The following is a 25,273-nucleotide window of genomic DNA, read 5'->3' as shown; positions in this document are numbered from 1 at the left end:
AGCGAGCAAGCGCGTTTTCGCAAATTCTACATCGCATCACGCGAACCGCATGATGATTTTGCAGATCAGACCGATGATGTTGGAATTGGTGCAGCGCGCCATCGCGGGATGCGAGCCGCGCGTTTCTCAGGCGGGCATCTGTGTTCAGGATCTGAGCACGTGACGCGGCGAAGCGATGCGGCCCGCAACGGTTGCCGACGCCATTTCGAAACTGTCGGCGATACGACGCGCCTTGTCGATGAACAACGCGGCCGCCGCCGGCGGGCAGACCTCGCGCGCGGTCTGTTCGAACAGATCGAGCCAGCGGTCGAAATGATCTCCCACCAGATTCAGCGGCAGATGCGCCCGCATCGGCGAGCCATGATAGCGGCCGCTCATCAGCACGACCGAGGACCAGAAATCCCGGAGCTTGGCGAGGTGCTCGTCCCAATTCTGCACGGTGGCGAAGACCGGACCAAGCAGCGCGTCCTCGCGCACGCGTCCGTAGAAGCGGGTGACGAGCTCCCCGATCATCTCCTCCGTGATCCCGGTGCGCTCGATCGCATCCTGGGTCAACAGGCTCCGCCGCGCGGCCGCCGCTTCGCGCTCGGCCTTCAGTCGATCCGACATGTCCTTGCTATCCGTTCCTTCTTCCCCTCTCCCCTTGTGGGAGGGTAGATCAATCGCGCTCCGCGCGATTGAGATGGGTGAGGGGTTCTCTCCGCGTGCTCCTCAAGCAGTTGCGCTTGCAGAGACGACCCCTCATCCGGCGCTTCGCGCCACCTTCTCCCACAAGGGGAAAAGGAAGGGCACCTACGACATTGTCGGGCCAGTTGCGCGCGGCGTCTTTGTCGCCGCGCAAATTGCGGGATCTGGCGGCGGGCGCTGGTGCCCGCCGCCAATGCCTTCATCAGGCTGTATAAGTGTAGAAACCCTGCCCGGTCTTGCGGCCGAGATGGCCGGCATCGACCATTTCCTTCAGCAGCGGGGCCGGCCGATATTTGGGATCGTTGAAGCCCTTGTAAAAGACCTCCATCACCGAAAGCATGGTGTCGAGCCCGACGAGATCGGCGAGCGCCAGTGGCCCGATCGGATGGTTGCAGCCGAGCTTCATGCCGGCGTCGATCTCTTCCGCCGTTGCGATGCCCTCCTGGAGCGCGAAGATCGCTTCGTTGATCATCGGGCACAGGATGCGGTTGACGGCGAAACCCGGGCTGTTCTTCGCCGTGATCGCCACCTTGCCGACGCGCTTGGCGAAATCGAGCGCCTTGGCATGGGTGTCGTCCGAGGTCTGCAAGCCGCGGATGAGTTCCAGCAGCGCCATCACCGGCACCGGGTTGAAGAAGTGCATGCCGATGAACCGGTCGGGACGATCGGTCGCCGCAGCGAGCTTGGTGATCGAGATCGACGACGTGTTGGTCGCGACCAGCGTGCGCGGCGACAGCTTGGCGCAGAGATCCTGCAGGATCTTGACCTTGACCTCCTCGTTCTCGGTCGCGGCCTCGATGACCAGATCGCAATCCGACAGCTTCGACCGGTCGGTGGTGCCGGTGATGCGCTTGAGCGTCGCCTCGCGGTCGGCCGCCGACATCTTGTCCTTCTTGACCAAGCGCTCGAGGCTGCCGCCGACGGTCGAGAGGCCGCGGTTCACCGCCGCATCGGAAATGTCGACCATCACGACCGAAAGCCCGGCCGCGGCGCAGACCTGCGCGATGCCGTTCCCCATGGTCCCTGCCCCGATGATGCCAACCGTCTGGATCATTGCGTCACATCCTTCTCATGCTGCAGCCGATGCCAGCATGGCCCGGCGCCTTTGTTTCCGCATCAGGTCTAGCACCGCCGCAAGACGGCTGCGACCCGATCCTGCCCCTCCCTTAAAGCATTCATGGACGGAATAAAGCGCCTGAGGGGCTTCAAACACCGGCCTCGGGCGCCCGGAGGCCGGTTTGCGGCCTCCATGCCCTCCCGCGGCAGCCCAGTCGGGTCTTGATTATGGCAGCCGCAACGGCCAGAACGCACGTCGCGGGAGCCCCGCGGAACGGAGTTGCCTGAGGCCGGATGAACGACTTTGCACGATCTATCGGCTCCGCCCTCACCCTGATCGCCGAGGCCGACGCCGAGCTGCTCGGCATCGTCGCATTGTCGGTGCGGGTCAGCCTGACCGCCAGCATCGTCGCGCTCCTGATCGGCGCACCGCTGGGAGCCCTGCTTGCGATCACCCGCTTCCGGGGACGTCAGGTTATCATCGTCGTGACCAATGCGCTGCTCGGCCTTCCGCCGGTCGTGGTCGGGCTCGCCCTCTATCTCCTGCTGTCGCGGTCCGGTCCGCTCGGGGCGGCGGGCTTGCTGTTCACGCCGGCCGCCATGGTGATTGCGCAGACGTTGCTCGCCACGCCGATCGTGGTGGCGCTGGTGCACCGGCCGGCGAGCCTGCTGTGGGCGGAGTATGGCGACCTGGCGCGGATCGACGGGCTATCGACACTGCGCAGCATCGGCCTGCTGTTCGCGCTCGGGCGAACCTCGCTGCTGACGGCCTTTCTCGCGGCGTTCGGGCGCGCCATTGCGGAAGTCGGCGCCATCATCGTCGTCGGCGGCAACATCCGCGGCTTCACCCGCACGATGACGACGGCGATCGCACTGGAAACCAGCAAGGGCGACCTGCCGCTGGCGCTCGGACTCGGGCTGATCCTGCTGGCGCTCAGCATCGCGGTATCGACCGTCGCCTTCGTGCTAGTGGGACGCGTTGGGGAAAAATAGCTGCTCGCCGCCGACCTTGTACCCGGCGATCGCGTCCTGCCCCTTCGGCGAAACCAGCCAGTCGATGAAGGCCTGCCCGTCCTTTGCCTTCACGCTCGGATGCTTTTCAGGATTCACCAGCATGACGCCGTACTGGTTGAACAGCCGCTTGTCACCCTCGGTCAGGATGGCGAGTTCGCCACGGTTCTTGAACGACAGCCAGGTGCCGCGGTCCGACAGAAGATAGGCGTTCGACGACGAGGCCATGTTCAGCGCAGGGCCCATGCCCTGACCGATTTCCCGGTACCAGTTGTCCTTGCCGGCATTGAGGTCAACGCCAGCCTCTTTCCATAGCCTCAACTCGGCCGCATGCGTGCCGGACTTGTCGCCGCGCGAGATGAACGGCGCCTTGGCCGCCGCGATCTTGCGCAGCGCGTCCGCGACATCCTTGCCGCCGGCGATCTTCGCGGGGTCGCTCTTGGGGCCGATGATGACGAAGTCGTTGTACATGACGTCGAAGCGCTTCACGCCCTGCCCTTCGGACATGAACTTGTCTTCGGCAGCACGGTCATGGACGAACACCACGTCGGCATCGCCGCGCCGCCCGATATCCAGCGCCTGGCCGGTGCCGACGGCGACGACCTTGACGCTGATGCCCTCGTCCCTAGAGAACAGAGGCAGCAAATGGCCGAACAGCCCCGACTGCTCCGTCGAGGTCGTCGAGGCCACAGTGATGGTGCGATCCTGTGCGAATGCAATGGCGGACCAGAGCAGAACCGCTCCGATGGTGGCAAGCTTCCTCATGCGCCGTCCTCGACCAGACAATGACGGTCCTCAATAGCCGCGGGCAACGACGACGGGAACCCCGACATTAGGCCGCAACGAGAGTTGATGCGCGCGGTGCACCTCGTCTGGCAGAACAAGCGCGCCGGCGCAGGCCAGGCGCGCCCGCAAAATAAAGAGCGAGAAAACAACCCCATGCACAGTAGCGATGGGGTTGAAAGGCTTGAGGATTTTCGGTCTTGCCGAAGACGCGCTTGCGGCGTCGGGCAAAACAGGGGTATTATTACAACATCGGCGGCTGTGGCGGTTCGCAACCCGGGCGGATGCGAGTGCCCCTTCACCTTTTCCTGCACGCGCGGCCCCCATCCTCCCCTGGAGGGCGCGGCGAGTCTCGGCTCGCTTCCTGTTCGGCGCACTCTATGAAGCGCGCGCGCAAGATCGCGGGTCGCAATCCTGCAACATGCCGTCGCGCATCCAACAGATCTGGCGTGGTTACTGCTCCACTAACTTTGACGACCTGACGTTGCACCGGAAACACACTGCGCATCCTTCCCAATGCGCGGCAATGATCTGCATTGACCGGTCACCGGCAGCCACATACCGTAACAACCACGATCCGCTGTCGATGATGCTTGGCAATCTGCCATCCGGGGCACAGCAAGACAACAAGGGCTGTGCGCCATGCGCGAATGCATCGGGGCTGCAACGTCTTCACGGCAATCGAACGGCGATCAGGGCAGACATCCACATCGCCCTTCGTCCTTCGGAGGCAAGCGATCTGCGTTCCTTCGCCTGCTGTCAATGAGCGCCTCGGCGGCCGCGCTCTCGATGCTCTTGCCGGGCGCAACGGCGGCGCAGACCTGGACCGGTGCGACCAGCAATGACTGGACGGTGGGCACGAACTGGACGGGCGGAACTCCCCCGGTTGCCGGGGGCGCCGTCAACATTGCGCCCGGTTCAACCGTGGTCCTCGGCGTCAACCCTGGCGCGGTCGGTGCGACCGGCAACATGACTGTTCGCACGGCTGCCGGCCTCACGACGAGCCTCACGATCCAGAACGGCAGCACGTTGACGAGCACTGGCAGTGTTTCGATGGGCGATCTCCCAGATGGTACAGCCATCATCACAGTGACGGGGGGAGGCTCGCGGTGGAACACCACGGCGGTGACCGTCGGCACCTCCGGCACAGGCATCGTCAACATTACGGACGGCGCGACCGTCGTCGCGACGAATCGAATCATCCTCGCCACGCCAGCCGCCGGACGCACAGGCATTCTCAACATCAGCGGCGGCACGCTGCAGACGGGCAGCGTTTCGGTCAACAGTGCAGCCAGTCAGGCGACCTACGACAACGCCGTCGTGCGCGCGATAACCAACCATGCGAGCTTCTTCGGCGGAACAGTCAGCCAGCACAGCATCGCCGCAGGCGGGCTGACATTCGACACCAACGGGTTCGACGTCGGCACGCTCGGATTCAGCGGTGTCGGCGGGCTCACGAAAACAGGCGTCGGGACCTTCACATTGGGTGGCGCGAGTACGTTCACCGGGCAAACGGTGATTCAGCAAGGCACGCTCGCGCTGGCGGGCGCCGGCTCCGACGATGCACTCGCCAATTCAAGCCGCATCGTGGCCAACGCGACCTTCGACATTTCGGGCATCGTCGGCACCTCCCACATCAGGAGCCTGGCAGGAACTGGCACGGTCGCACTCGGTACGAAGGCGCTGGCGATCACGAATGCAACTGACACGTTCGCGGGCACAATCAATGGCACAGGCGGCCTGACGGTGACAGGTGGCGTGCAGACGCTCTCCGGCGCCAACGGCTACACCGGCGCAACCACCATCGCCGGAGGCACGCTGCGCGCCGGCGCGGCGGGCGCCTTCAGCGCCGCGTCCGCCTATGTCGCGGCCGCCGGCGGAACATTCGACCTCGACGGCTTCAACCAGACAATCGCATCGCTGGACAATGCCGGCCTGGTGCGAACCGGCGGCGCGCCGGGGACGACGCTGACGGTGACCGGCAATTACACCGGCAACGGCGGCACGGTTCTGCTCAACACCGCGCTCGGCGGCGACGGCTCGATCACTGATCGACTGGTCGTGCAGGGAGCCACGTCTGGCACATCCACCCTGCGCATCGCCAATATCGGCGGCAGCGGTGCGCAAACGGTGGAAGGCATCAAGGTGATCGACATCGCCGGTGCCTCGAACGGCAATTTTGCCTTGCAGGGCGACTACGTCATCAACGGCCAGCAGGCTCTGGTCGGCGGCGCCTATGCCTACACGTTGCAGAAGAACGGAGTTGGTACGCCGGCGGACGGCGATTGGTATCTGCGCTCCAGCCTGATCGACCCACTGGGGCCGGCCGCCGCCGGACCGCTCTATCAGGCCGGCGTCCCCCTGTACGAGAACTACGCACAGGTGCTGCTCGGCATGAATCAAGCGCCGAGCCTTCGAGAGCGCGTCGGCAACCGTTACTGGGGCGGCAGCGAGGCGATGGCGCGCGCGGGAATCGATACCGCGCAGACCACGGACGGCTCATGGACGCAATCGGCCTTCTGGGGCTGCATCGAGGGCGGGCAGTCCAAGCTGCGGCCGTCCAACACGACCGGCTCGACCTATGATTCCGACGAGATGAAAGCGCAGGTCGGCCTCGACGGCGTTGCGCTCGACAACGCGCGCGGCCGGCTGATCGTCGGCCTCACTGCGCAATACGGCCTGACCACGGCCTTCGTCAATTCAGTGTTCGGCAACGGCCGCATCCGTGCACAAGGAACGGGCGTCGGCGCCACCGCGACCTGGTACGGCCATGATGGCTTCTATGTCGACGGACAGGCGCAGACCATGTTCTACCGCAGCGACCTGTCATCGGCGCTTGTGGGCAGCATGACGCATGGCAATGAAGGCTTCGGATACGCCTTCAGTGTCGAGGGCGGCAAGCGCATCGCGATCGGCAACGGCTTCTGGCTGGCGCCGCAGGCGCAGCTTGCCTACTCGAAGGTCGGCTTCGATGCGTTCACCGACCGCTTCGGCGCGCTGGTCTCGCTCGGCAATGCCGACAGCCTGCTCGGCCGTCTCGGGCTGTCGCTCAATCATCAGCGCACCTGGAACGACGGCACGGGCATCGTCCGCTCCGACCTCTACGCCATCGGCAATCTGCACTACGAGTTCCTGGGCGGCACCAGGATCGATGTCGCCGGCACCGGATTCGCGAGCGGCCACGACCGCCTGTGGGGCAGCATCGGCGGCGGCGGCACTTATGGATGGGCGAACGGCCGCTATGCCGTGTTCGGCGAGATCACCTACCGCGCGAGCGTTGATGATCCCGCTGACAATCACGGCTACAGGGGCACCGGCGGCTTCCGCATCGTTTGGTAAGCTTGCGGCGCAATCTCGATCCGATGGCGTCGCCATATGCGCATTGGATGCGCGGATGTTCTGCAATTGGTCCGGGGATTATATACTTTACACCACACGGTACAGGATCTAGTTTTGACGCTGCGGGCGGTGCTTCGGCGCCATCCGCTGGCGCGCCCGATCTAAGCTTGCGTGGGGGTTTCTCGCTCCCGGCGCTGGATGCCGAGGATGAAGTTCATGAATGCATTGGATGTGTAAACAGCGTCCATGTCGCTCATGGACTTGGGCGGCCAAACCACGCTCGCTTGGCTCTGCGGCCAGATGCGCAAAAGGCTCCCGCGGTCAGGCGGCGCAAATCGCCATCGCGGGATGAGATTTGGCATCGGCGAACGGAGGACGTGAATAAAGAGCTGGCCGATGACCTGCGTGGACGACTGACTGTTGAAGTAGGTGGCCACCTTATCTGGACGCCTAGCGGCCAATCGGTCGGGCATAAGAAGGTAGGGATGCGCCTCCCATAGGGGATAATACCGCGCGGTTTTGGATCTATCGCTGACGAAGTGCCCGATCCAGACTCCCCAACCCTTTTGGGGAGGAATGTAGTGTCGCATAAGATATTTTCGCTGCATGTGATTGGTTGTGGCGTGGCCCTTTATTGTCCACTCCGCAACCATTGCTTTCAGGACTGCCCATGCCGCGATACGAGTCTGCGCGGCTGGAAAAATGCGGCATTCTTCCCCCTTGATGAGGGGGATGAGATGGGGCTTTGCACTATCCTCAATTTCGCGGCGCATCCACCCGTTGTTGCAGGTAGTAGAGCAGACACATTGGACTTTCCAATGTCTTATGTCGCCAGGTTTCTTGATCTCATAGTGTTTGCTGTCGATTGGATTTCGGATGCCGCGCAGAGACTCATAGTTTTTCTCGGTCGTCGTCGGCAAATATTGGTGAGACCATCGTGGGAATATGTGTTCGCCGGTTAGGGGCGGAGGGGCTCCGCAAAAGATGCACTTGGGAATGGCCGGTGGCGTTATATATTTCAGCTTATCTTTGTAGCTGGCCATAGGGATCCCCCGTGCATGGGCGCTAAGGACAATTCAGACAAATTCAGCGAAAAAGAAATCCAAGAGCGTTTCGAGGCTACGCTACGTGGCGCGCTCAAGACGCCACATGAGCCGTTGAAGGAAAAGCCGAAGGTGAAGAAGACCCCGAAGAAGAAGCCCGGCCTAAGCCGGGATTCCAAGGGTTGAAGGGCATGAAAACATTCCGATTGCGTCTTGTGCTAGCCGCCGCTCGGCTTCTTCGTGTACCCGTAGATGTGCATCAGCACTATTTCAGCGCTTGCCCATCAGGTTCTTCAGGGTCTGAGGATTCTTGACCTTGCCAGCTGTTGCGTAACCGTTCTGAGAAAGATTGGTTACGAGCAAAACATCACGGTCCGTAGCAAACTTTGAATTTGCAGCTACGTATTCCGCGATTTTTGCCGAACTGCTGGGGTTCTCGAATAGAAAGAACGACGTAGGTTCGTCCCAGTATTCACCGTGGCAAACCTTCTTGATCGCCTCGACAGTCGAGTTGTAACGGTCGGAATAACCCGCATCCTGATGAATGCGGAACGTGATAGTGAAGATGGCCATTCTGGCCCCTTCCTAAAATAAGGGGCCGACTTGACGATATGGGCGAGTCAGGAGTTATAGTCCTGCTTGTTACCGACCAAAGCCTGCCGTCAGCCCCTAGCTGAAATTGGCAGGATCGGGAGGTTGCTCTTGGCGGAGCGCCTCCCGACTCGGGTTGCAATTTACCAGTGATTCGCGCGGGAGTCCCAAAAGTTCCGCATTTGTCCAGTGCTGTGGATATCAGCGGGTGCGCCAGTATTTAACGCGTATGGGCTTGCGCTTAGGCTGTGGATACTTCTTTGCACGCCACTTTACAAAGCGCCGCGCCAGCCGTGACAGATCGGTCTTAGTGAGATTGACGATACGTCAGACGCTTGCCAGCCGCGCCTTTGACGGCAAGGTTTGCACGTTCCCCGTCCTCAACGCCGAGCGCGGAGCGGTTTGAATAGCGGAAGTCGAATTCCGCCAGATAGCGGTGCAGGTGCTTCTCAGCGCAGCGCTGATAGATGCCCTTCATGCCGCGTTTGAAGATCGAATAGTAGCCTTCGACCGTGTTGGTGGTGATGACAGTGGTTTCGACAACGGGCTTGCCGTTGCCGTCCTTCTTGTCCGTCACCTCGTTCCAATAGCGGACGTACTGGTCTTTGCTGTGGTTGACCGTTTCGTGGTCCAGCTTTTCGATGTCGGCAATGACCTTGTACGCGGGGACCTCGTCCGTCATCAGCTTGGCCTCACGGCTTAGGTTGGCGCGGAGGATGGGCATGATGTCGCCGGTGCGCGTGCCATCGATGTGGAAGCTGCGGGCAGAACCACCGCGCTCCACAAGCGTGAGAATGACGTTTTTGTTGGACCAATCGCGACGGCCTTTCTTCGGCTGACCTTCGAGGAAGCCGTAGAACGTCTCGTCAACCTCAACCGGCTTGCCGCTACTCCCCATGGGCGGCAGCAAGCCGCCCGCGCGCATGGCCTCACGGATACGATGGGACAGGAACCAAGCCGACTTGTAGGTGATGCCGAGCGTGCGGTGGAGCTGATGGGCCGAAACGCCCTTCTTGCTCGACGCCATCAGATAGAACGCCTGAAGCCAGACGTTGAGCTTGATGTGGCTGCTTTCCATCACGCTCTTGGTGGTGACGGAGAAGTCCTTGCGGCAGCCCTTGGAGCCGCAGCGGTAGACGCCGGGCTTCTTGGTCGCAAAGGAAGCGTTCACGGTGCCGCAGTGCGGACAGACGCGCTCAGAACCCCAGCGAAGGGCTTCAAGATAGGCCCGCGCGGCCTCAACGCTCTGGAAGTGGGGAGCGTTGAAGCTGGCGATCTTGATGGGCGGCTTGGCGGCGGGCATGGGCTCGTTCCGAGTTGATGCCCGTTTCTACATTTCGTGCCTTGTGGTGTCAAGTATATAATCGCCATTGGTCCTCCCTACATTGACACGGGTGTGACGGCCGGGGCAGGTTTTCACATTGCTGGCGAATCAGCGATTGCCTCACGCCGAGTACACCTTGGACAACTCCCAGTGCTTTCGAGACTGATATCGTTGCTGCGCCGCATCCCTGCGGTGAACTGGGCGTTTACCCGACTTCGGCCCTTGCCGCACAGCAACAGCATTGACCTCGCGCCGGTCACCACAGGTGCTTCGGCCGCCATCATCGAAGATGCCGCCGCCACTGCTCAAGCTCCAACCACCGAGATCAGCACCGACCCGGTGCGCGACGACGCTGCCCCCGCCACCCAGGCTCCGGCCGCGGATACGGCTGTGTCTGTCGTCGCGGAGAATCCGTCCGACGATATCCGTATCAGCGACGACTCACCTCCGGAGGCAGTGACGGAAGTCGAGGCGCCCGAGACGCCGCCAGTCGCCGAGGAGGTCCTGATTTCACCGACCGACGCGGAGAACGAGCCGGTTGCGGACGCTGATCTCGCCACCATTGGCGATGCATCTCCCGCCGAAATCGTTTCCGTCGTCTTAGAAGAGGTTGTGGTTTCATCATCAGACGTTGCGACCGCTTCGACTGACATCCCTGATGCCGTTATCGAGGCTGCCCCCTCGCCCGACGTTTCCGCCGAGGTCGAAACGGTCGCCGTCGAAGCGATCCCGGTCGTCGTCGAGAGCGTCGCGGCTGTTGTCTCTGAAGCCGGAGCCGACAGCGACCCGGCGCTCGTCGTCGAGGTCGCGCCGCCCCCTGCAAACGATGTCCCGCTCGCCACAGCCGTTGCGACGGCGGCCAACGAGTCAGCCAGCGTCGCCATCGAGATCGAACCGGCTCCGCCGCTCGAGTCTCCTGCTCCGGAGATCCGCAGCGCACCGAAAGCTCGCGCGAGAGCCGCGGAGCCCGCCGACCGCGCCGCGCTGATCCGGCAGCGCTGGGCGGAGACCGGAATCCGTATGTGGAATCCGCGGCTTCACGGCAACGGCGAGGCCACGCTGAACATCCAGGGAAGCGTCGGGCTGCTGCCGCCGGCACCCGGCGAGACAATGCCGCGCTACGACAAGCTGGAATTCAGGATGCTCGGCGGACAGATCGTCTGCGAGGGCGTCATCGTCGAGGCACCTGCGCAGGCGAGCCATCGCAGCTTTACGCGACTCGCCGAGCCGCGGAACATCGACCGCGTCCGTGAACCGACGCGGGAGCGTCAGGCTGTTCTCGCCTGATCCTTTCTTCTGCGACCACGCTCCCGATGTGCTAGCCTGAAGTCCCGACATGGGAGATCGCACATGCGCGCAAGGCCGTTGCTTCTGGTCGTGATCGCCTTCTCCATCTCACAGCCAGCGCTCGCCGCCGGCAAACGGCCGCGTCCCGCAGCCACGGCCATTCCCGCCACCGATCCGGCCGCGCCCTATAAGGCCGATCGGCTCTCTTCCTCGCGCGGAGAGACGATCCTCGACACGCCCGGCCAGACCACCGTGCTGACGCGGCAGGTGCTCGACGACAAGAAGGCAACCAGCCTTCGGGACGCCATGCGCTCGACCGCCGGCGTGACGATCGGGCGCTGAAGCATACACGTTCGAGCGACGGCAACCGGCCGATCAAAACGACAAGCACCGGGACGCGCGCACCGGCCAGCACCATGGTCAGCGGGCTGTAGCTGCGGCGGACAGCTTGGCCGAGAACACTTGCCCTTGGCGCTGGATACCCTTAACGCGGCCTCACCAATTGCACGCGGCCGGAAAGTCCTGAGGTAGCGCGCAACCTGTGCTGGCCTTCCGCGCGCCGCCCGATCTAACGCGCCCTTTACCCGCGCCGTGCAAGATCGCCCGCGTTTTCAGGGGATCCGGGGCTCGTATTTCAATGCCTGTTGCCGATTTGAAGTCTCATCTTGCCGCCGCAACGCGGCTGTTTCGCGTACCGGCCGATAACCCGGACCTGACGCGTGCGCAGTTCGACGCGTTCTCCAAGCAGATCCCGCTGCTCTACTTCATCCTTATCAGCAACACGATCGCGGTGGCCTATACGTATGTGAACGTGGCGCCGGACTGGCTGACGATGATCGTGCCGAGCGCGCTTGCCGTGCTCGCAGGCTTGCGGACCTTCTGGTGGCTGCGCCAGCGCCGCTGCGTGCGCAGCGATGCCGACATCCTGCGCAATCTGCGCGCCACCAACTGGCTGACCTTGCCGATCGGCGCCGGCTTCACCGCCTGGTCCTTCGCACTCTACCCTTATGGCGATCCCTTCGCCAAGAGCCAGGTCGCGTTCTACATGGCGGTCACCGTGATCGGCTGCATCTTCACGCTGATGCATCTGCGTTCGGCAGCGCTGATCGTGACGCTGATCGTCGACGTGCCCTATGTGCTGTTCTTCTTCGCCACGGGCGAGCCGACGCTGAAGGCGATCGCGGTCAACAACCTCCTGGTTTCCGGCGCGATGGTAACGGTGCTGTTCATCTACTATCGCGACTTCGCCGATCTCGTCGCCAGCCGCAAATCGTTGCTGGCGCAACAGGCGGCGACACAGGCGCTCTCGGACGAGAACTTTCGACTTGCCAATCTCGACACCCTCACCGAGCTGCCGAACCGCCGCCGCTTCTTCGCCGAATTGTCGAGTGCCTTCGCAGATGCCGAGCGCAGGAACGTTCGCGTCGCGGTCGGCATCATCGATCTCGACGGGTTCAAACCGATCAACGACAATTACGGCCACTCGGTCGGCGACCGCGTCCTGATCGAGGCGGGCCGGCGCATCCGCGAGGTCTGCGAGGGCTTTGGCCCGCAGCGCGTGGAGTTCGCCCGGCTCGGCGGCGACGAGTTCGGCCTCATCGTGTGCGGCGACCCAGACGATGCGGATCTGATGCGGCTGGGCGAACGCATCGGCGGCCAGGTCAAGCTGCCTTACCAGCTCGATACCGCCCACACCGGGCTGTCGTGTTCGATCGGATTCGCATCGTTTCCGGACTCTGCGGCCACGTCGGAAGCACTATACGAGTGCGCCGACTACTCGCTCTATCACGCCAAGCGCAATCTGCGCGGCCGCACCGTGATCTTCTCGAGCGAGCTCGAGGCCGAGATCCGCAGTCGCGGAGTCATCGAGAACCTGCTGCGCACGGCCGATTTCAGCACCGAGATGGATCTGGTGTTCCAGCCGATCGTCGACGCCATGAGCGAGTACACCGCCGGGTTCGAGGTTCTCGCGCGCTGGCACAGCACTCGGCTCGGCATGGTTTCCCCGGCCGATTTCATTCCGGCCGCCGAGCGTATCGGTCTGATCCGGCCGCTGACCCAGGCGCTGCTGGTGCGCGCACTCGCCACCGCCAGGACCTGGCCCGACCACATTCGACTCTCGTTCAACCTCTCGGCCCATGACGTCTGCGCGGCCGAAGGCATCCTGCCGCTGATCTCCATCATCGAGAAGAGCGGAATGCCGCCACGCCGGATCGATTTCGAGATCACCGAGACCGCCGTGACCTTCGACTTCGTGCGCGCGCAGCAGTCGATCGCGACGCTGAAGGCGATGGGCTGCGGCGTCTCGCTGGACGATTTCGGCACCGGCTATTCCTCGCTCAGCCATGTGCACCGGCTGCCGCTCGACAAGATCAAGATCGACCGCAGCTTCGTCTCCGACATCAACGACAATCCAGTGAGCCACAAGATCATCAAGTCGCTCACGGGCCTGTGCGACGACATGGAGATCGCCTGCGTCGTCGAGGGAGTCGAGACCCGCGCCCAGCTCGACAGCCTGCGCCGGCTCGGCTGTGACTTCATCCAGGGCTACTATTTCGCAAAGCCCATGCCGGCCGATGCGATCGGCGACTATCTGGCGAAGGAAAGCCAGCGCCTCGAAGGCACCGGGGCGAAGGTCGTGGCCTGAAGCATGATCCGGAAAAGTGCGCAGCGGTTTTCCGAAGAGATCATGCTCAAACACAACTTAAACCGCGATGAACGATTGATCCAATCTCATCGCGCTTTATAATCACACCGCGCAATAGCGCTCCTGGATATCCTTGTCCGCGAGCAGCGCCGCCGCGCTGCTTTGATGCACGACCTCGCCTTGATCAATAATGACGGCGCGGTCAGCCAGCCGCAGCGCCCACTCGACGTTCTGCTCCACCAGCAGCAGCGTCTTGCCCTCGTCGCGCAAGCGGCGGAACAGCACGCCCATCTCCTCGACGAGAACAGGCATGATGCCCTCCGAGGGCTCGTCCAGCAGGATCATCTTCGGCTTTGCGATCAGCGCGCGCGCAATCGCCAGCATCTGCTGTTCTCCGCCCGAGAGCGTCACGCCCTCCTGATCGAGACGTTCCTTCAGGCGCGGGAAGGTTTCGGCGATCTCGTCGATCGCCGTGCGCTCCTCGATATCGCCGCCGGCCGCGACCAGACCGAGCCGCAAATTCTCGCGCACGGACAGGCCGGGGACGATGCGGCGCTCCTCGGGAACGTAAGCGAGGCCGAGGTGGAAGCGCTGATGCGCACGGAGCGGCAACAGCTCCCTGCCTGCGAAGCGCACGCGGCCCGCCGCCTTCGGCATCAGGCCCATCATCGCCCGCAAGGTCGTCGTCTTGCCGGCACCGTTGCGGCCGACGAGGGCGACCACCTCACCCCGGTTCACGTGCAGGGAGATGCCGTGGAGGATATGGCTTGCGCCATACCAGGCATGGAGATCGTCGATTTCGAGCAGCGCGGTCTCAGCCATAGCCTTCACTCTGTCCGAGATAGACCCGGCGGACCTCCGGATTGCTCCTGATCTCGTCGGGCGCGCCGTCCGCCAGCAGGCGGCCGTGATGCAGCACGACCACGCGCTTGCTGAGTCCCAGCACCATCTTCATCTTGTGCTCCACCAGGAGCACGGTGCGCTTCTCGGCGAGGCGCTCGAGCAGAGCGACCATGTCCTTGGTTTCTTCCGGCCCCATGCCGGCAGTCGGTTCGTCCAGCAGCAGCAATTCCGGCTCGGAAACCAGTGCGATCGCGATCTCCAGTGCGCGCTGCTGGCCATGCGACAGGAATTTCGCCAATCCGTTCCGCCTGGCCAGCAGCCCGACTGCGTCGAGCGCGGCGTCTGCGCGCGAATCCAGTTCAGCGAGCCGGGCGCGGTTGCGCCAGATGTCGTAGCTCACGATCAGCGCCTGGGCAGCCACGCGCACGTTCTCGTGCACGGACAGATCCGGAAAGATGTTCGTGATCTGGTAGGAGCGCGAGATGCCCTGATGCACGAAGCGGTGCTGCGGCAACCCGTTCAGCTCACGTCCCCTGAAGTGCAGCTTGCCCGAGGTCGGTGTCAGCGCGCCCGAGAGGATGTTGAAGAAGGTGCTCTTGCCGGCGCCGTTCGGACCGATGATCGAGGTGAGCTGGCCGGCCGCGAACGAAACGGTGATGTCTTCGAGCGCGACGAAGCCGCCAAAGCGTTTGCCGATGCCTTCGGCGCGAAGCAGCTCGCCGCTCATCGCCGCACCTTTCCGACGCCGAGCGCATCGAGCAGCGTACCCCAGATGCCCTTGGGAAGGAACAGCACGAACAGCACGAAGATCGCGCCGACGAAGATTTGCCAATGTGGCGTCCAGAGCGAGATCACGTCCTCCAGGATCAGGAAGCTGGCAGCACCAACGAAGGGCCCGAAGAAGCTGCGGGCGCCGCCGAGCAGCACCATCATCACGATCATGCCCGAGGTCTGGTAGTGCAGGATGTCCAGCGGCACGATGGACAGATGCAGTGCCAGCATGCAGCCGCCGAGCGATGAGATCGCACCCGATAGCATGAACACGACCAGCTTGCTGCGTTCGACGTCATAGCCGCAGGCCCGTGCCCGCTGCTCGTTCTCGCGGATCGCCTCGATGACGGCCCCGAAAGGTGAGTTCAGGATGCGCGACTGGAACCACATCGCCAACGCCGCGAAGGCCATCAGCACGTAATACTTGTTGACGGGATCGAGGAAATTGACCTGAAGGCCGAACAGACTGATGCGGTCGACCGTGAAGCCGCGCAGCCCATTCTCGCCGCCGGTGAAGGAGGCCGCCTGGAGCGCGACGTAGTAGACGAGTTGCGCCAAGGCGAGCGTCACCATGGAGAAGTAGATGCCGCGGGTGCGCGTCGAGACGATGCCGATCGCGGCGGCCAGGCAGGTGCTGAGGAGTACGGCGATCGGTACGGCGGCGAACCAGGGTATGCCGTAGCGTCCGATCGCGATGCCGGTGAAATAGGCGCCTGCACCAAAGAACGCAGCCTGGCCGAACGACAGCAGCCCGGTGTAGCCGAACAGCAGATTGTAGCCCATCACCACGACGCCGTAGATCAGGACGTTGACGGCCAGCGCCTTCGACGGCAGCAGCCAGGGCAGCAAGGCAAGCACGGCAATCGAGAGGAGCACGCGCTGGTCGAGCAGCCAGCCGAGCCCGCTGGAGGCAGGTTTGGCGACCGCTTCGCCGCTCGAACGTAGCGTCACGCCGTCCTCCCTCTCACACCGAACAGGCCTTGCGGGCGGATCAGCAGCACCACCGCCATCAGCGCGAACATGACGATGGTCGCCATCTCCGGCGCGAACAGCGCCACCATGCTGATGGATACGCCGACCATGAGACCGGCGACGACCGCGCCAACGATCGAGCCGAGCCCGCCGATGACGGTCACCACGAAGGCTTCCGCCAGAACCAGCGAGCCCATCTCGGGATTGACGCTGCGCATGGGGCCGGCGAGCACGCCGCCGAGCGCGGCAAGCCCGACGCCGAGCCCGAAGATCGCGAGCCAGACCCGCCCAATATCGACACCGAGCACCTGCATGATGGTCGGGTCGCGCGCGCCAGCGCGCACGATCAGACCGACGCGGGTCTTCTCCAGCGTCAGCCAGAGCACCAGCAGCACCACCGCCACCAGCACGATGACGAACAGGCGGTAGCGCGGGAAGAAACCGATGCCGAGATCGAGCACGCCGATCAGCTGCGGCGGCGTCGGAAAAGGAATACCGTCGCTGCCGAACACGATGCGCACCCCCTCGACCAGGATGTAGCTGAGGCCGAAGGTGAGCAGCAGCGGGTCGTCGATCGAGCGTCCATACAGTCTCCTGATCAGCACGAACTCGATCAGCATGCCGAAGGCGCCGATCAAGATGGGGGCGAGCAGCAGCCCCCACCAGAAACTTCCGGTGAGCGATGCCAGATACAGCCCCGCATAGGCCCCGATCATGAACAGCGCGCCGTGGGCAAAATTCACCACCCCGAGCATGCCGAACACGATCGTCAGCCCAAGCGCAGTGATCACCAGGACCGCCCCAAGGGCGATCCCGGAGAGAAGCTGCATGATGATCAGCGACAGGTCCATCGTGACAGGCTTCAGGTCGCGTGGCCGAGCTCGCTGCAGCTGCGCAGCATGTCGTCGGCGCCCGCGTCGTTGGCCAGGATCGCGAACAGGTCGTTCTCATTTGCCATGGCGGACTTCTTCTTGGACTCCAGAACCAGCACCGACTGCACCGATTGGTGGTCGCATTTGCGGTAGTGCTGCGGACCCTTGGTCAAATCGTATTGCAGCTTCTCCAGGGCAACGACGACCTTGTCGGTGTCGGTGCCGCCGGCGGCCTGCATGGCAGCCAGCAACGATCCGACGCCGGAATATCCGTAGGCGCCATAGTCGGTCGGGATCGCGCCGCCATTGGCAGCCTTGAACGCCGTGTTGAAGGCGGCTGCCGACTTGCTCTGCGTCTCCAGGCCCCAGTAATAATTGGCGCCGCCGACCACGCCCTCGAACACGTCAGGGCCGACGGCGAGACGCTGATTGTGCAGGATGACAGGCACGACGATCTTCATCTGCTGCTTGACGCCGAAATCCACGGCCTGCTTGATCGCATTGGCCTGGTCGCGACCGAAATTCGAGATACAGAGCACGTCCGGCCGCATCGACATCAGGCGGGGCATGAAGGTGGAGTAGTCCGCGGCGCCGAACGGATGCAGGATCTCGCCGACACTGTCCGCACCGATCGCGGCCTGCGCGCGCTTGAAGCCGCGCAGCATCTCGTGACCGTAGGCATAATCGGCGACGAGATGGGCGACCTTCATGCCCTTCTTCAGGGTCTGCCGCGCCACGGCTGATGTCGTCATGTGCGGGTTCAGCGCCTCGTGGAAGGTGTATTTGCTGAAATCCTTGGCCTCATTGATGGTGTCGGACTGGCTGATCGAAACGTAGATCACGCCGCGAGCGCGGGTGACCTCGTTGACCGCCAGCTGCACCGCGCTGGAGAGCGCGCCAACCACGGCATGGACCTTGTCCTTCTCGATCAGCTCGAGTGTGCGGGTCGCGGCTTCACCGGCATTCAGCTTGTCGTCGCGCACCAGCAGCTCGACCTTGCGGTCGGCAATGCCGCCCTTGTCGTTGACGAGCTTCACCGCGAGCTCGGCGCATTTGACCTGGTCGCGCGCTTCGGCGGCGAACGGCCCGGTCAGCGGCGTCGGGAAGCCGATGCGGATCGTCTCGTCGGCGGCGCGGCCGAGCCGCGGCATGGCGAGCAGGGCCGCGCCGGCCGAGAGGCCGGCGAGCGCGGTGCGGCGGGTTATCTTCGGGGTCGAACCGGATTTTGGCATGATTTCCTCCAACTGTTTTTTTCTAGAAACGCTTCAGGGCTTTCAGGACTTTGGTGGGCGTGATCGGAATCGAATTGACGGCGGCACCGAACGGCGCGAGCGCATCGTTGACGGCATTGAGCACGCAGGCGGACGCTGCCGCGGTGCCGGCCTCGCCGACCCCCTTGGCACCGAGCTCGGTGTCGGCGGTCGGCGTCTCGACATGGGCGATGACGATGTCGGGCATCTCCATCGGCATCGGCACGAGGTAGTCTGCGAGCGAGCCGTTCACGAGCTGTCCGGTCTCGCTGTAGCGGCATTCCTCGAGCAGCGCCGCGCCCAACCCCTGCACGATACCGCCGCGCAGCTGCTCGTCCACCAGCATTGGGTTGATGACGCGGCCGCAATCCTCGACGATGAAATGCTTCAGGAGCTTGATGAGGCCCGTGTCGACATCGACCTCCAGCGAGCAGCCCTGGACACCGTTGGTGAAGGCGAAGGGATAGCCCTGCGGCGCGAAATGATGGCTGACGGTGAGCTGCGCCTGCGTGCCCGGCGGCAGCGTATCGGAGCGGAAATAGGCAATGCGCGCGATCTCCGCGATCGGCATGCGCTGGTTCCGCGTGCCTGCGTCCACGACATCGCCATCGACGATGTCGAGGGCCGACGGCTGCTCCTGAAGGATGAGCGCCGCAATCTCCAGAATGTTGCGCTTGAGCGCGCGCGCGGCCTGGAGCGCGGTCTCGCCGCCGATGCCGGCGCCGCGGCAGGCCCAGGTGGCGCCGCCATGCGGCGTCACCTCGGTATCCCCCGTGATGACCTTGACGTGCTCCTGCGCAAGGCCGAGCTGATCGGCCACGATCTGGCTGATGATCGCCTCGGTGCCCTGCCCCTGCTCGGTGACCGAGATCAGGCAACGCACCTCGCCCGACGGCGTCAGGCTGACGATCGCCCCGTCCTGCGAGGAGATGCGCGCGCCGCCGACGCCATAGAATGCCGGGCTGGGGTTGGTGATCTCGACAAAGGTGGCAATGCCGATGCCGCGATAGATGCCGCGCTTGCGCAACTCCGCCTGCTCGGCACGCAGGCCCTCATAGTTCATCAGCTCATGCAGGCGCTTCAGGCAGGCCTGATGCGACAGCGCCTCGAAGCGGTAACCGGTCGGCGAGGTCTGAGGATAGGCATCGTCGGGGATCACGTTCTGCGCGCGGATGGCGAAAGGATCGAGGCCGAGCTTCACCGCCGCCATATCGACCATGCGCTCGGTAACGGCGCAGGCGATGGGATGGCCGACGGCACGATATTGGCTGGTCTGCACCTTGTTCTGGAAGATCACCTCCAGCGTGGCGCGGTAGTTCCTGAAGCGGTAGGGCGCGCCGATCAGGCGGATCACCTGGTTGCCCTCGACCACGCTGGTGCGTGGATAGGTCGAGAATGCGCCGATCGCGGTCAGATCCAGCACGTCCATCGCGAGAATCTCGCCCTTGGCGTCGAGCGCCATGCGGGCGCGGACGCGGTGGTCGCGGGCGTGAATGTCGGAGACGAACGACTCGATGCGGTCGGCGACGTACTTCACGGGGCGGCCGAGCAGGATCGAGAGGCCGACCACCGCCATGTCCTCGTGATAGACATGCAGCTTCATGCCGAAGGAGCCGCCGATGTCGGTCGCGATCACGCGAACACGCGCTTCCGGGATGCCATAGTGCCGCGAATAGAGGTCCTGGAACTGGTAGGGCGTCTGGGTACCATGATGCACGGTGAGCATGCCGGCGGCGGGATCGTAGTCGGCGACGATCGCACGAGGCTCCAGCGTCACCGCGGTATGGCGACCGAAGGTGATCTCCTCCTCCACCACATGGGCTGCATGCGCGAAGGCGTCATCCACTTTGCCGCTGTCGATCTGGCTGCGGAAGCAGATATTGCTCGCGGTGCCGGGATTGACCAGCGGGCCGCCGGCCTCACGTGCGACGTCGATGTCGACGACAATAGGAAGATCCTCGTAATCGACTTCGATCAGCTCCAGCGCATCCTCGGCAGTCGCACGGTTCTCGGCGACGACGGCGACCACTGCCTGTCCGGCCCAGACCACGCGATCCAGCGGCAGCGGCAGTTGCGGCGCGGAGGTCATGCCCTTGAAATGATCGAGCGTGCCGGTCCAGGGCGTGCAGATCTTTGCGAGATCCGCCCCCGTCGCGACGAGATGCACGCCTTCCAGCGCGCGCGCCTCGTCGGTCCTGATCGAGACGATCTTGGCGTGGGCATGCGGACTGCGCAAGAACGCAGCATAGAGCATGCGCGGCAGACGGAGGTCGCTGACATAGCGCCCGCGCCCGGCGAGCAGGCGCTTGGCATTCGGCCGTGGCAGGGAGCGGCCGATGTAGGAGTTCGGGCGGTCGAGCGAGGTCAGCGGCGCCGTCATCTCGCGCCTCCGGCGCTGCGTGCTTTGGCGACAGCGTCGATGGCATCGACGATGGCTTCATAGCCGGTGCAGCGGCAATAATTGCCCGACAGCGCGTCGCGGATCTGCTCGCGACTCGGTTGTGCCACCTGCGAGAGCAGCTCGTAGGCGTTGATCAGCATGCTTGGCGTGCAGAAGCCGCATTGCAGCGCGTTGCGGCGATGGAATTCGGCCTGGAGGTCGGCGATCGCCCCGCTGTCGGTGAGCCCTTCGATCGTATCGATCCTGGCGCCGTCGGCCTGCACCGCGAACATCAGGCAGGAGTGCACGGCGCGGCCGTCGACCTGCACCAGGCAGGCGCCGCAGGCTCCCATCTCGCAGCCGGCATGCGTGCCCGTCAGCTCGAGCTTGTCGCGCAGGCAATCAACCAGCGTCTCGCGGGGAGCAACCTCGCAGGCGACCTTGCGGCCGTTGACGACGAAGCGGACCCGCACAGTCTCATCGGCCTCGTCCAGCAGGGTTTCGTCAAAGCCTCTCATGCGCCCTCACCGAGACGTCCAAGCAGGCGGCCAAGCAACACGCGGGCGAGGTGCAGGCGCATCGCAGGCGGCACCTCGTCGTTCTCGGGCGGCGCGAGATCACCCGCGAGCGCGGCCTGCGCGGCAGCGATATGTTCCGCATCGAGGCCGAAGCCGATCAAAGCCGCCTCAGCGGCTTTCGCCCGCGTCGGCCTATTGCCGACGGAGAAGAAGGAGATGCGGATGTCGTCGATCCGATCACTCGCGAAAGTCGCGAGCATGCCGCAACCGACCAGCGCATAATCCCCGCGCCGCCGCGCCAGCTCGTCGAACACAAAGCGCTGATCGGCCTTGAACAGCGGAACGTAGATGGCCGTTATCAGTTCGCCGGGCTGCAATGCCGTCTCGAACAGGTCGATGAAGAACTCATCGGCCCTCACGCGCCGCCTGCCCGAGGCACCTGCGATCTCGATCTCGGCATCCAGCGCCAAGGTCATCGCGGGAAATTCGGAGGCCGGGTCGGCCAGCGCGACGCTGCCCCCGAACGTGCCGCGGTTGCGGATCGCGGGATGGGCGACGAAGGGTGCGGCGGCATGCAGCAGCGGAGCAAACTCCGCGATCAGCGGCTCGGTCAGCATCTCGCAGTGGCGCGTCAGTGCGCCGATGCGCAAATAGGCGCCTTCGCGCCCGATGCCGCGCAGCTCGGCAATGTGCGTGATGTCGATCAGCAGCCGCGGCGCCTGCAGCCGCAGCGACAGCGCCGGCACGAGGCTCTGGCCGCCGGCGATGAAACGCGCATCGTCCCCGGCGCGCGCATGAGCGTCCAGCGCCTGGTCGATCGTCGCAGCACGAAAATAGCTGAAAGCCCTCGCCTTCACTGCCGTTTCCTCGAAATCCATCGGCTCATCAGCCGGGAGCCAGATTTGTAACCATCTGGTCTCAAAATCCTGACACGCCGCCGGGAGGCGGTCAACAGGAAATGACCATTTGGTCACAAATGCGCCTTGGGCTATGAAGGCACCGAGACGCACGATTCAGCGACGAAATGGCCCGAAAAGCGCAGAGAACCGCGAAACGACCGGTCCACAAGCGGACCGAGACAGGCAACAAGTCTGCGCCAAAGCGCCGCAACATGCGCGCGGCGGATCGGGAGCGCGCGATCGTGGACGAGGCGATCCGGTTCTTTGCGGAGCGCGGCTTCGAAGGCCAGACCCGCGAGCTCGCCAAGCGCATGGGCATCACGCATTCGGCGATCTACCGTCACTTCCCCAGCAAGGAGGCGCTGATCGAGCGGGTCTACCAGGAAGTCTATCTCAGCCGCTGGTCACCCGATTGGGGGCCGATGATCCGCGACCGCACTTTGCCGCTGGAGGCCCGGCTCACGCGTTTCTATCTCGACTATGTCGAACGCGTGTTCGAGTACAATTGGGTGCGGATCTTCGTGTTCTCCGGCATGAAGTCGTTCGGCATCACCAGCCGCTATCTCGACATCGTCCGCCGCGAGGTCATCGAGCCGGCGGCCGCCGAGCTGCGTCATGAGCTGAAGTTGCCCGACCCAAAAGCTCACCCATTGAGCGAACGCGAGACCGAGCTGTTCTGGGGCCTGCACGGCCGCATCTTCTATCTCGCGATCCGCAAGTTCATTTACGCGACGCCGATCCCGCCCGATCTCGGCGCCATCGTCCGAGACGCCGTCCAGACTTTCATGGACGGCGCGAAGACGACGATGCCAAGACTGGTAAGCAATACGCCCCGGCTCGGCGTTTGACTTCACCCCTTCCAGAGGCAGGGTTATCGCATATGAGAGCTTTTCCCTGCGGCCATCCTTCGAGACGCCCGCTTGAGGCGGGCTCCTCAGGATGAGGGCGCAGTGCGCGGCAGCCGTTTCAACGGGCACTGATGCTGATGAGCCTCATCCTGAGGAGGCGCGTAAGCGCCGTCTCGAAGGACGAGGCGTGCGCGCAAGCCATCACCACAAGTCAAATGCGATAGCCCCGCTTCCAGAGGGGAGAGGTAGAGCTACAGCCATTATGCCAAGCTCGGCAGATCGAGCCCCTTGTCACGGGCGCAGTCGGTCGCGATCTCGTAGCCCGCGTCGGCGTGGCGCATGACGCCGCTGGCCGGGTCGTTCCAGAGCACGCGCTCGATGCGCCTAGCAGCTTCCGGCGTGCCGTCGGCCACGATCACCATGCCGGCGTGCTGGGAATAGCCGATGCCGACGCCGCCGCCGTGATGCAGCGACACCCAGGTCGCGCCGCTGGCGCAATTGAGCAGCGCATTGAGCAGGGGCCAGTCGGAGACTGCGTCCGATCCGTCCTTCATCGCCTCAGTCTCGCGATTGGGGCTCGCCACCGAGCCGCTGTCGAGATGATCGCGGCCGATCACGATGGGAGCCTTCAACTCGCCGCGCGCCACCATCTCGTTGAAGGCGAGGCCGAGGCGATGGCGATCACCGAGGCCGACCCAGCAGATCCGCGCCGGCAGGCCCTGAAACTTGATGCGTTGCTTGGCCATGTCGAGCCAATTGTGCAGATGCCTGTCGTCGGGCATCAGCTCTTTGACCTTGGCATCGGACTTGAAGATATCCTCGGGATCGCCCGAGAGCGCAGCCCAGCGGAACGGTCCGATGCCGCGGCAGAACAAGGGGCGGATATAGGCAGGGACGAAGCCGGGGAAATCGAAGGCATTCTTCAGGCCCATGTCCTGCGCCATCTGGCGGATGTTGTTGCCGTAGTCGAGCGTCGGAATGCCCTGCGCGTGGAAATCCAGCATGGCCTGGACGTGCTCGACCATCGAGGTCTTTGAGGCGCGCTCAACGCCCTTCGGATCGGAGGTGCGCTTGGCCTCCCACTCAGCGAGCGTCCAGCCTTTCGGCAAATATCCGTTGATCGGATCGTGCGCGCTGGTCTGGTCGGTGACGATGTCGGGCTTGACGCCGCGGCGAACGAGCTCCGGGAAGATCTCGGCGGCATTGCCGAGCAGGCCGACCGAGACCGCCTTCTTCGTCTTCGCGGCGTCCGCCATGATCGCGAGCGCCTCGTCGAGCGTTGCGGCCTGGCGATCGAGATAGCCGGTGCGCAGGCGCATCTCGATGCGGCTCGGCTGGCATTCGACCGCGAGCATCGAAGCTCCGGCCATGGTCGCCGCGAGCGGCTGCGCACCGCCCATGCCTCCCAAGCCGGCCGTGAGAATCCATTTGCCGGCGAGGCTGCCGCCGTAATGACGCCGGCCGACCTCGACGAAGGTCTCGTAGGTGCCCTGCACGATGCCCTGGCTGCCGATATAGATCCAGGAGCCCGCCGTCATCTGGCCGTACATCATCAGGCCCTTGCGATCGAGCTCGTTGAAATGGTCGAGCGTTGCCCAATGCGGCACGATGTTGGAATTGGCGATCAGCACCCGCGGTGCGTCGGCATGGGTGCGGAACACACCGACCGGCTTGCCCGACTGGACCAGCAACGTCTGGTCGCCATCAAGCTTGCGCAAGGCCGCAACGATGCGGTCAAAACTCTCCCAGTCGCGCGCGGCGCGGCCGATGCCGCCATAGACGACGAGTTCGCTCGGACGCTCCGCGACGTCAGGGTCGAGATTGTTCATCAGCATGCGCAAGGGCGCTTCCGTCAGCCAGCTCTTGGCGCTGATCTCGCTGCCGCGGGGGGCCCGGATGGTGCGATCATTGTCCAGTCGATGGTTCATGCGGACCTCTTCAGGCGAGTCTCGGAAACGGATCGGTGGGAAGCTGCGCGCGCGCAGCAGCCGGCAGCGCGTCGGCCTCGACCAGCGCCGCGGCCTTGGCGAGATCGCCAGCCATGTAGCGATCTGTACCCAGCGAGGGGACCTGCTCGCGCAAGGCGGCGATGACGGCAGCCAGCGGTGCGCTCGTTGCATGCGGCGCACGCAGCGTGATGCCTTGCGCGGCG

Annotated in this window: 23 protein-coding genes and 1 pseudogene; 8 read left to right on the top strand and 16 right to left on the bottom strand. The window is 64.0% G+C overall.

Features of this window, described 5'->3' with window-relative positions:
* Window positions 1–144: 144 nt before the first annotated feature.
* Both H1B27_RS31455 and H1B27_RS31450 read right to left on the bottom strand, forming a co-directional pair.
* Window positions 145–609, bottom strand: coding sequence for a group III truncated hemoglobin (locus H1B27_RS31455; RefSeq protein WP_061883487.1), 465 nt, complete (start codon window positions 607–609; stop codon window positions 145–147).
* Between the two features lie 280 nt (window positions 610–889).
* Complete coding sequence (locus tag H1B27_RS31450) at window positions 890–1,741, bottom strand: 3-hydroxybutyryl-CoA dehydrogenase (protein WP_197968715.1); 852 nt, start codon at window positions 1,739–1,741, stop codon at window positions 890–892.
* A 296-nt stretch (window positions 1,742–2,037) separates the two neighbouring features.
* Here H1B27_RS31450 and H1B27_RS31445 point away from each other — a divergent pair, with 296 nt between their 5' ends.
* A complete protein-coding gene (locus H1B27_RS31445; RefSeq protein ID WP_061883489.1) occupies window positions 2,038–2,736 on the top strand; it encodes an ABC transporter permease in 699 nt (232 codons plus the stop codon).
* Here the strand turns inward: H1B27_RS31445 and H1B27_RS31440 are convergent.
* The gene (locus tag H1B27_RS31440) at window positions 2,710–3,519 is read right to left on the bottom strand and encodes an ABC transporter substrate-binding protein (RefSeq protein ID WP_197968714.1); all 810 of its coding nucleotides are present in this window, start codon (window positions 3,517–3,519) and stop codon (window positions 2,710–2,712) included. The two genes, H1B27_RS31445 and H1B27_RS31440, sit on opposite strands and share 27 nt — an antisense overlap.
* A gap of 187 nt (window positions 3,520–3,706) precedes the next feature.
* On the opposite strand from H1B27_RS31440, the gene H1B27_RS31435 reads away from it, so the two are divergent.
* Both H1B27_RS31435 and H1B27_RS31430 read left to right on the top strand, forming a co-directional pair.
* On the top strand, window positions 3,707–4,303 hold the full coding sequence (locus H1B27_RS31435; RefSeq protein ID WP_197968713.1) for a hypothetical protein: 597 nt from the start codon (window positions 3,707–3,709) through the stop codon (window positions 4,301–4,303).
* On the top strand, window positions 4,300–6,876 hold the full coding sequence (locus tag H1B27_RS31430) for an autotransporter family protein (protein WP_246515840.1): 2,577 nt from the start codon (window positions 4,300–4,302) through the stop codon (window positions 6,874–6,876). The genes H1B27_RS31435 and H1B27_RS31430 overlap by 4 nt, the downstream gene beginning before the upstream one ends.
* A gap of 161 nt (window positions 6,877–7,037) precedes the next feature.
* Here H1B27_RS31430 and H1B27_RS31425 read toward each other — a convergent pair whose 3' ends face one another.
* On the bottom strand, window positions 7,038–7,919 hold the full coding sequence (locus H1B27_RS31425) for a hypothetical protein (protein WP_197968712.1): 882 nt from the start codon (window positions 7,917–7,919) through the stop codon (window positions 7,038–7,040).
* Between the two features lie 15 nt (window positions 7,920–7,934).
* On the opposite strand from H1B27_RS31425, the gene H1B27_RS31420 reads away from it, so the two are divergent.
* Window positions 7,935–8,105, top strand: coding sequence for a hypothetical protein (locus H1B27_RS31420; RefSeq protein ID WP_197968711.1), 171 nt, complete (start codon window positions 7,935–7,937; stop codon window positions 8,103–8,105).
* An 84-nt stretch (window positions 8,106–8,189) separates the two neighbouring features.
* Here the strand turns inward: H1B27_RS31420 and H1B27_RS31415 are convergent, their stop codons facing one another.
* Both H1B27_RS31415 and H1B27_RS31410 read right to left on the bottom strand, forming a co-directional pair.
* On the bottom strand, window positions 8,190–8,492 hold the full coding sequence (locus H1B27_RS31415; protein ID WP_197968710.1) for a hypothetical protein: 303 nt from the start codon (window positions 8,490–8,492) through the stop codon (window positions 8,190–8,192).
* 325 nt (window positions 8,493–8,817) lie between these two features.
* Window positions 8,818–9,786 carry an IS1595 family transposase gene (locus tag H1B27_RS31410; protein ID WP_197968734.1) on the bottom strand — a complete coding sequence of 323 codons (969 nt, stop codon included), beginning with the start codon at window positions 9,784–9,786 and terminating at the stop codon, window positions 8,818–8,820.
* A 219-nt stretch (window positions 9,787–10,005) separates the two neighbouring features.
* On the opposite strand from H1B27_RS31410, the gene H1B27_RS31405 reads away from it, so the two are divergent.
* The 3 genes from H1B27_RS31405 (at window position 10,006) to H1B27_RS31395 (ending at window position 13,768) form a co-directional block, all read left to right on the top strand.
* Complete coding sequence (locus tag H1B27_RS31405) at window positions 10,006–11,121, top strand: hypothetical protein (RefSeq protein WP_197968709.1); 1,116 nt, start codon at window positions 10,006–10,008, stop codon at window positions 11,119–11,121.
* Window positions 11,122–11,184: 63 nt separating this feature from the next.
* Entirely contained in the window at window positions 11,185–11,463 is a 279-nt protein-coding gene (locus H1B27_RS31400) for a TonB-dependent receptor plug domain-containing protein (protein WP_197968708.1), read from the top strand.
* Between the two features lie 295 nt (window positions 11,464–11,758).
* Complete coding sequence (locus tag H1B27_RS31395) at window positions 11,759–13,768, top strand: putative bifunctional diguanylate cyclase/phosphodiesterase (RefSeq protein ID WP_197968707.1); 2,010 nt, start codon at window positions 11,759–11,761, stop codon at window positions 13,766–13,768.
* A 102-nt stretch (window positions 13,769–13,870) separates the two neighbouring features.
* On the opposite strand, the gene H1B27_RS31390 is transcribed toward H1B27_RS31395, so the two are convergent.
* Genes H1B27_RS31390 through H1B27_RS31355 form a run of 8 tightly spaced genes read right to left on the bottom strand, consistent with a single transcriptional unit; the run spans window position 13,871 to window position 22,231 of the window.
* On the bottom strand, window positions 13,871–14,590 hold the full coding sequence (locus tag H1B27_RS31390; RefSeq protein ID WP_197968706.1) for an ABC transporter ATP-binding protein: 720 nt from the start codon (window positions 14,588–14,590) through the stop codon (window positions 13,871–13,873).
* On the bottom strand, window positions 14,583–15,338 hold the full coding sequence (locus H1B27_RS31385; protein ID WP_061883496.1) for an ABC transporter ATP-binding protein: 756 nt from the start codon (window positions 15,336–15,338) through the stop codon (window positions 14,583–14,585). The genes H1B27_RS31390 and H1B27_RS31385 overlap by 8 nt, the downstream gene beginning before the upstream one ends.
* On the bottom strand, window positions 15,335–16,333 hold the full coding sequence (locus tag H1B27_RS31380; RefSeq protein WP_061883497.1) for a branched-chain amino acid ABC transporter permease: 999 nt from the start codon (window positions 16,331–16,333) through the stop codon (window positions 15,335–15,337). The genes H1B27_RS31385 and H1B27_RS31380 overlap by 4 nt, the downstream gene beginning before the upstream one ends.
* Window positions 16,330–17,205 (bottom strand): branched-chain amino acid ABC transporter permease, encoded by an 876-nt coding sequence (locus H1B27_RS31375; protein WP_197968705.1) that lies wholly within the window; start codon window positions 17,203–17,205, stop codon window positions 16,330–16,332. The genes H1B27_RS31380 and H1B27_RS31375 overlap by 4 nt, the downstream gene beginning before the upstream one ends.
* A gap of 11 nt (window positions 17,206–17,216) precedes the next feature.
* The gene (locus tag H1B27_RS31370) at window positions 17,217–18,458 is read right to left on the bottom strand and encodes an ABC transporter substrate-binding protein (protein WP_197968704.1); all 1,242 of its coding nucleotides are present in this window, start codon (window positions 18,456–18,458) and stop codon (window positions 17,217–17,219) included.
* A 22-nt stretch (window positions 18,459–18,480) separates the two neighbouring features.
* A complete protein-coding gene (locus tag H1B27_RS31365; RefSeq protein WP_197968703.1) occupies window positions 18,481–20,856 on the bottom strand; it encodes a xanthine dehydrogenase family protein molybdopterin-binding subunit in 2,376 nt (791 codons plus the stop codon).
* Entirely contained in the window at window positions 20,853–21,374 is a 522-nt protein-coding gene (locus tag H1B27_RS31360; RefSeq protein ID WP_197968702.1) for a (2Fe-2S)-binding protein, read from the bottom strand. The genes H1B27_RS31365 and H1B27_RS31360 overlap by 4 nt, the downstream gene beginning before the upstream one ends.
* Entirely contained in the window at window positions 21,371–22,231 is an 861-nt protein-coding gene (locus H1B27_RS31355; RefSeq protein ID WP_197968733.1) for an FAD binding domain-containing protein, read from the bottom strand. The genes H1B27_RS31360 and H1B27_RS31355 overlap by 4 nt, the downstream gene beginning before the upstream one ends.
* Window positions 22,232–22,485: 254 nt before the next feature.
* On the opposite strand from H1B27_RS31355, the gene H1B27_RS31350 reads away from it, so the two are divergent.
* Window positions 22,486–23,121, top strand: coding sequence for a TetR/AcrR family transcriptional regulator (locus H1B27_RS31350; protein WP_197968701.1), 636 nt, complete (start codon window positions 22,486–22,488; stop codon window positions 23,119–23,121).
* A 260-nt stretch (window positions 23,122–23,381) separates the two neighbouring features.
* On the opposite strand, the gene hutU is transcribed toward H1B27_RS31350, so the two are convergent.
* Both hutU and H1B27_RS31340 read right to left on the bottom strand, forming a co-directional pair.
* The gene (gene hutU, locus H1B27_RS31345) at window positions 23,382–25,049 is read right to left on the bottom strand and encodes a urocanate hydratase (RefSeq protein ID WP_197968700.1); all 1,668 of its coding nucleotides are present in this window, start codon (window positions 25,047–25,049) and stop codon (window positions 23,382–23,384) included.
* 10 nt (window positions 25,050–25,059) lie between these two features.
* Window positions 25,060–25,273 (bottom strand): annotated as a pseudogene (locus tag H1B27_RS31340) (histidine ammonia-lyase); the annotation flags it as partial.

The organism is Bradyrhizobium diversitatis (genome assembly GCF_016031635.1).
Taxonomy (GTDB): domain Bacteria; phylum Pseudomonadota; class Alphaproteobacteria; order Rhizobiales; family Xanthobacteraceae; genus Bradyrhizobium; species Bradyrhizobium diversitatis.
Note: the sequence above shows the minus strand (reverse complement) of the source record. Positions and strands in the feature narration are given on the sequence as shown.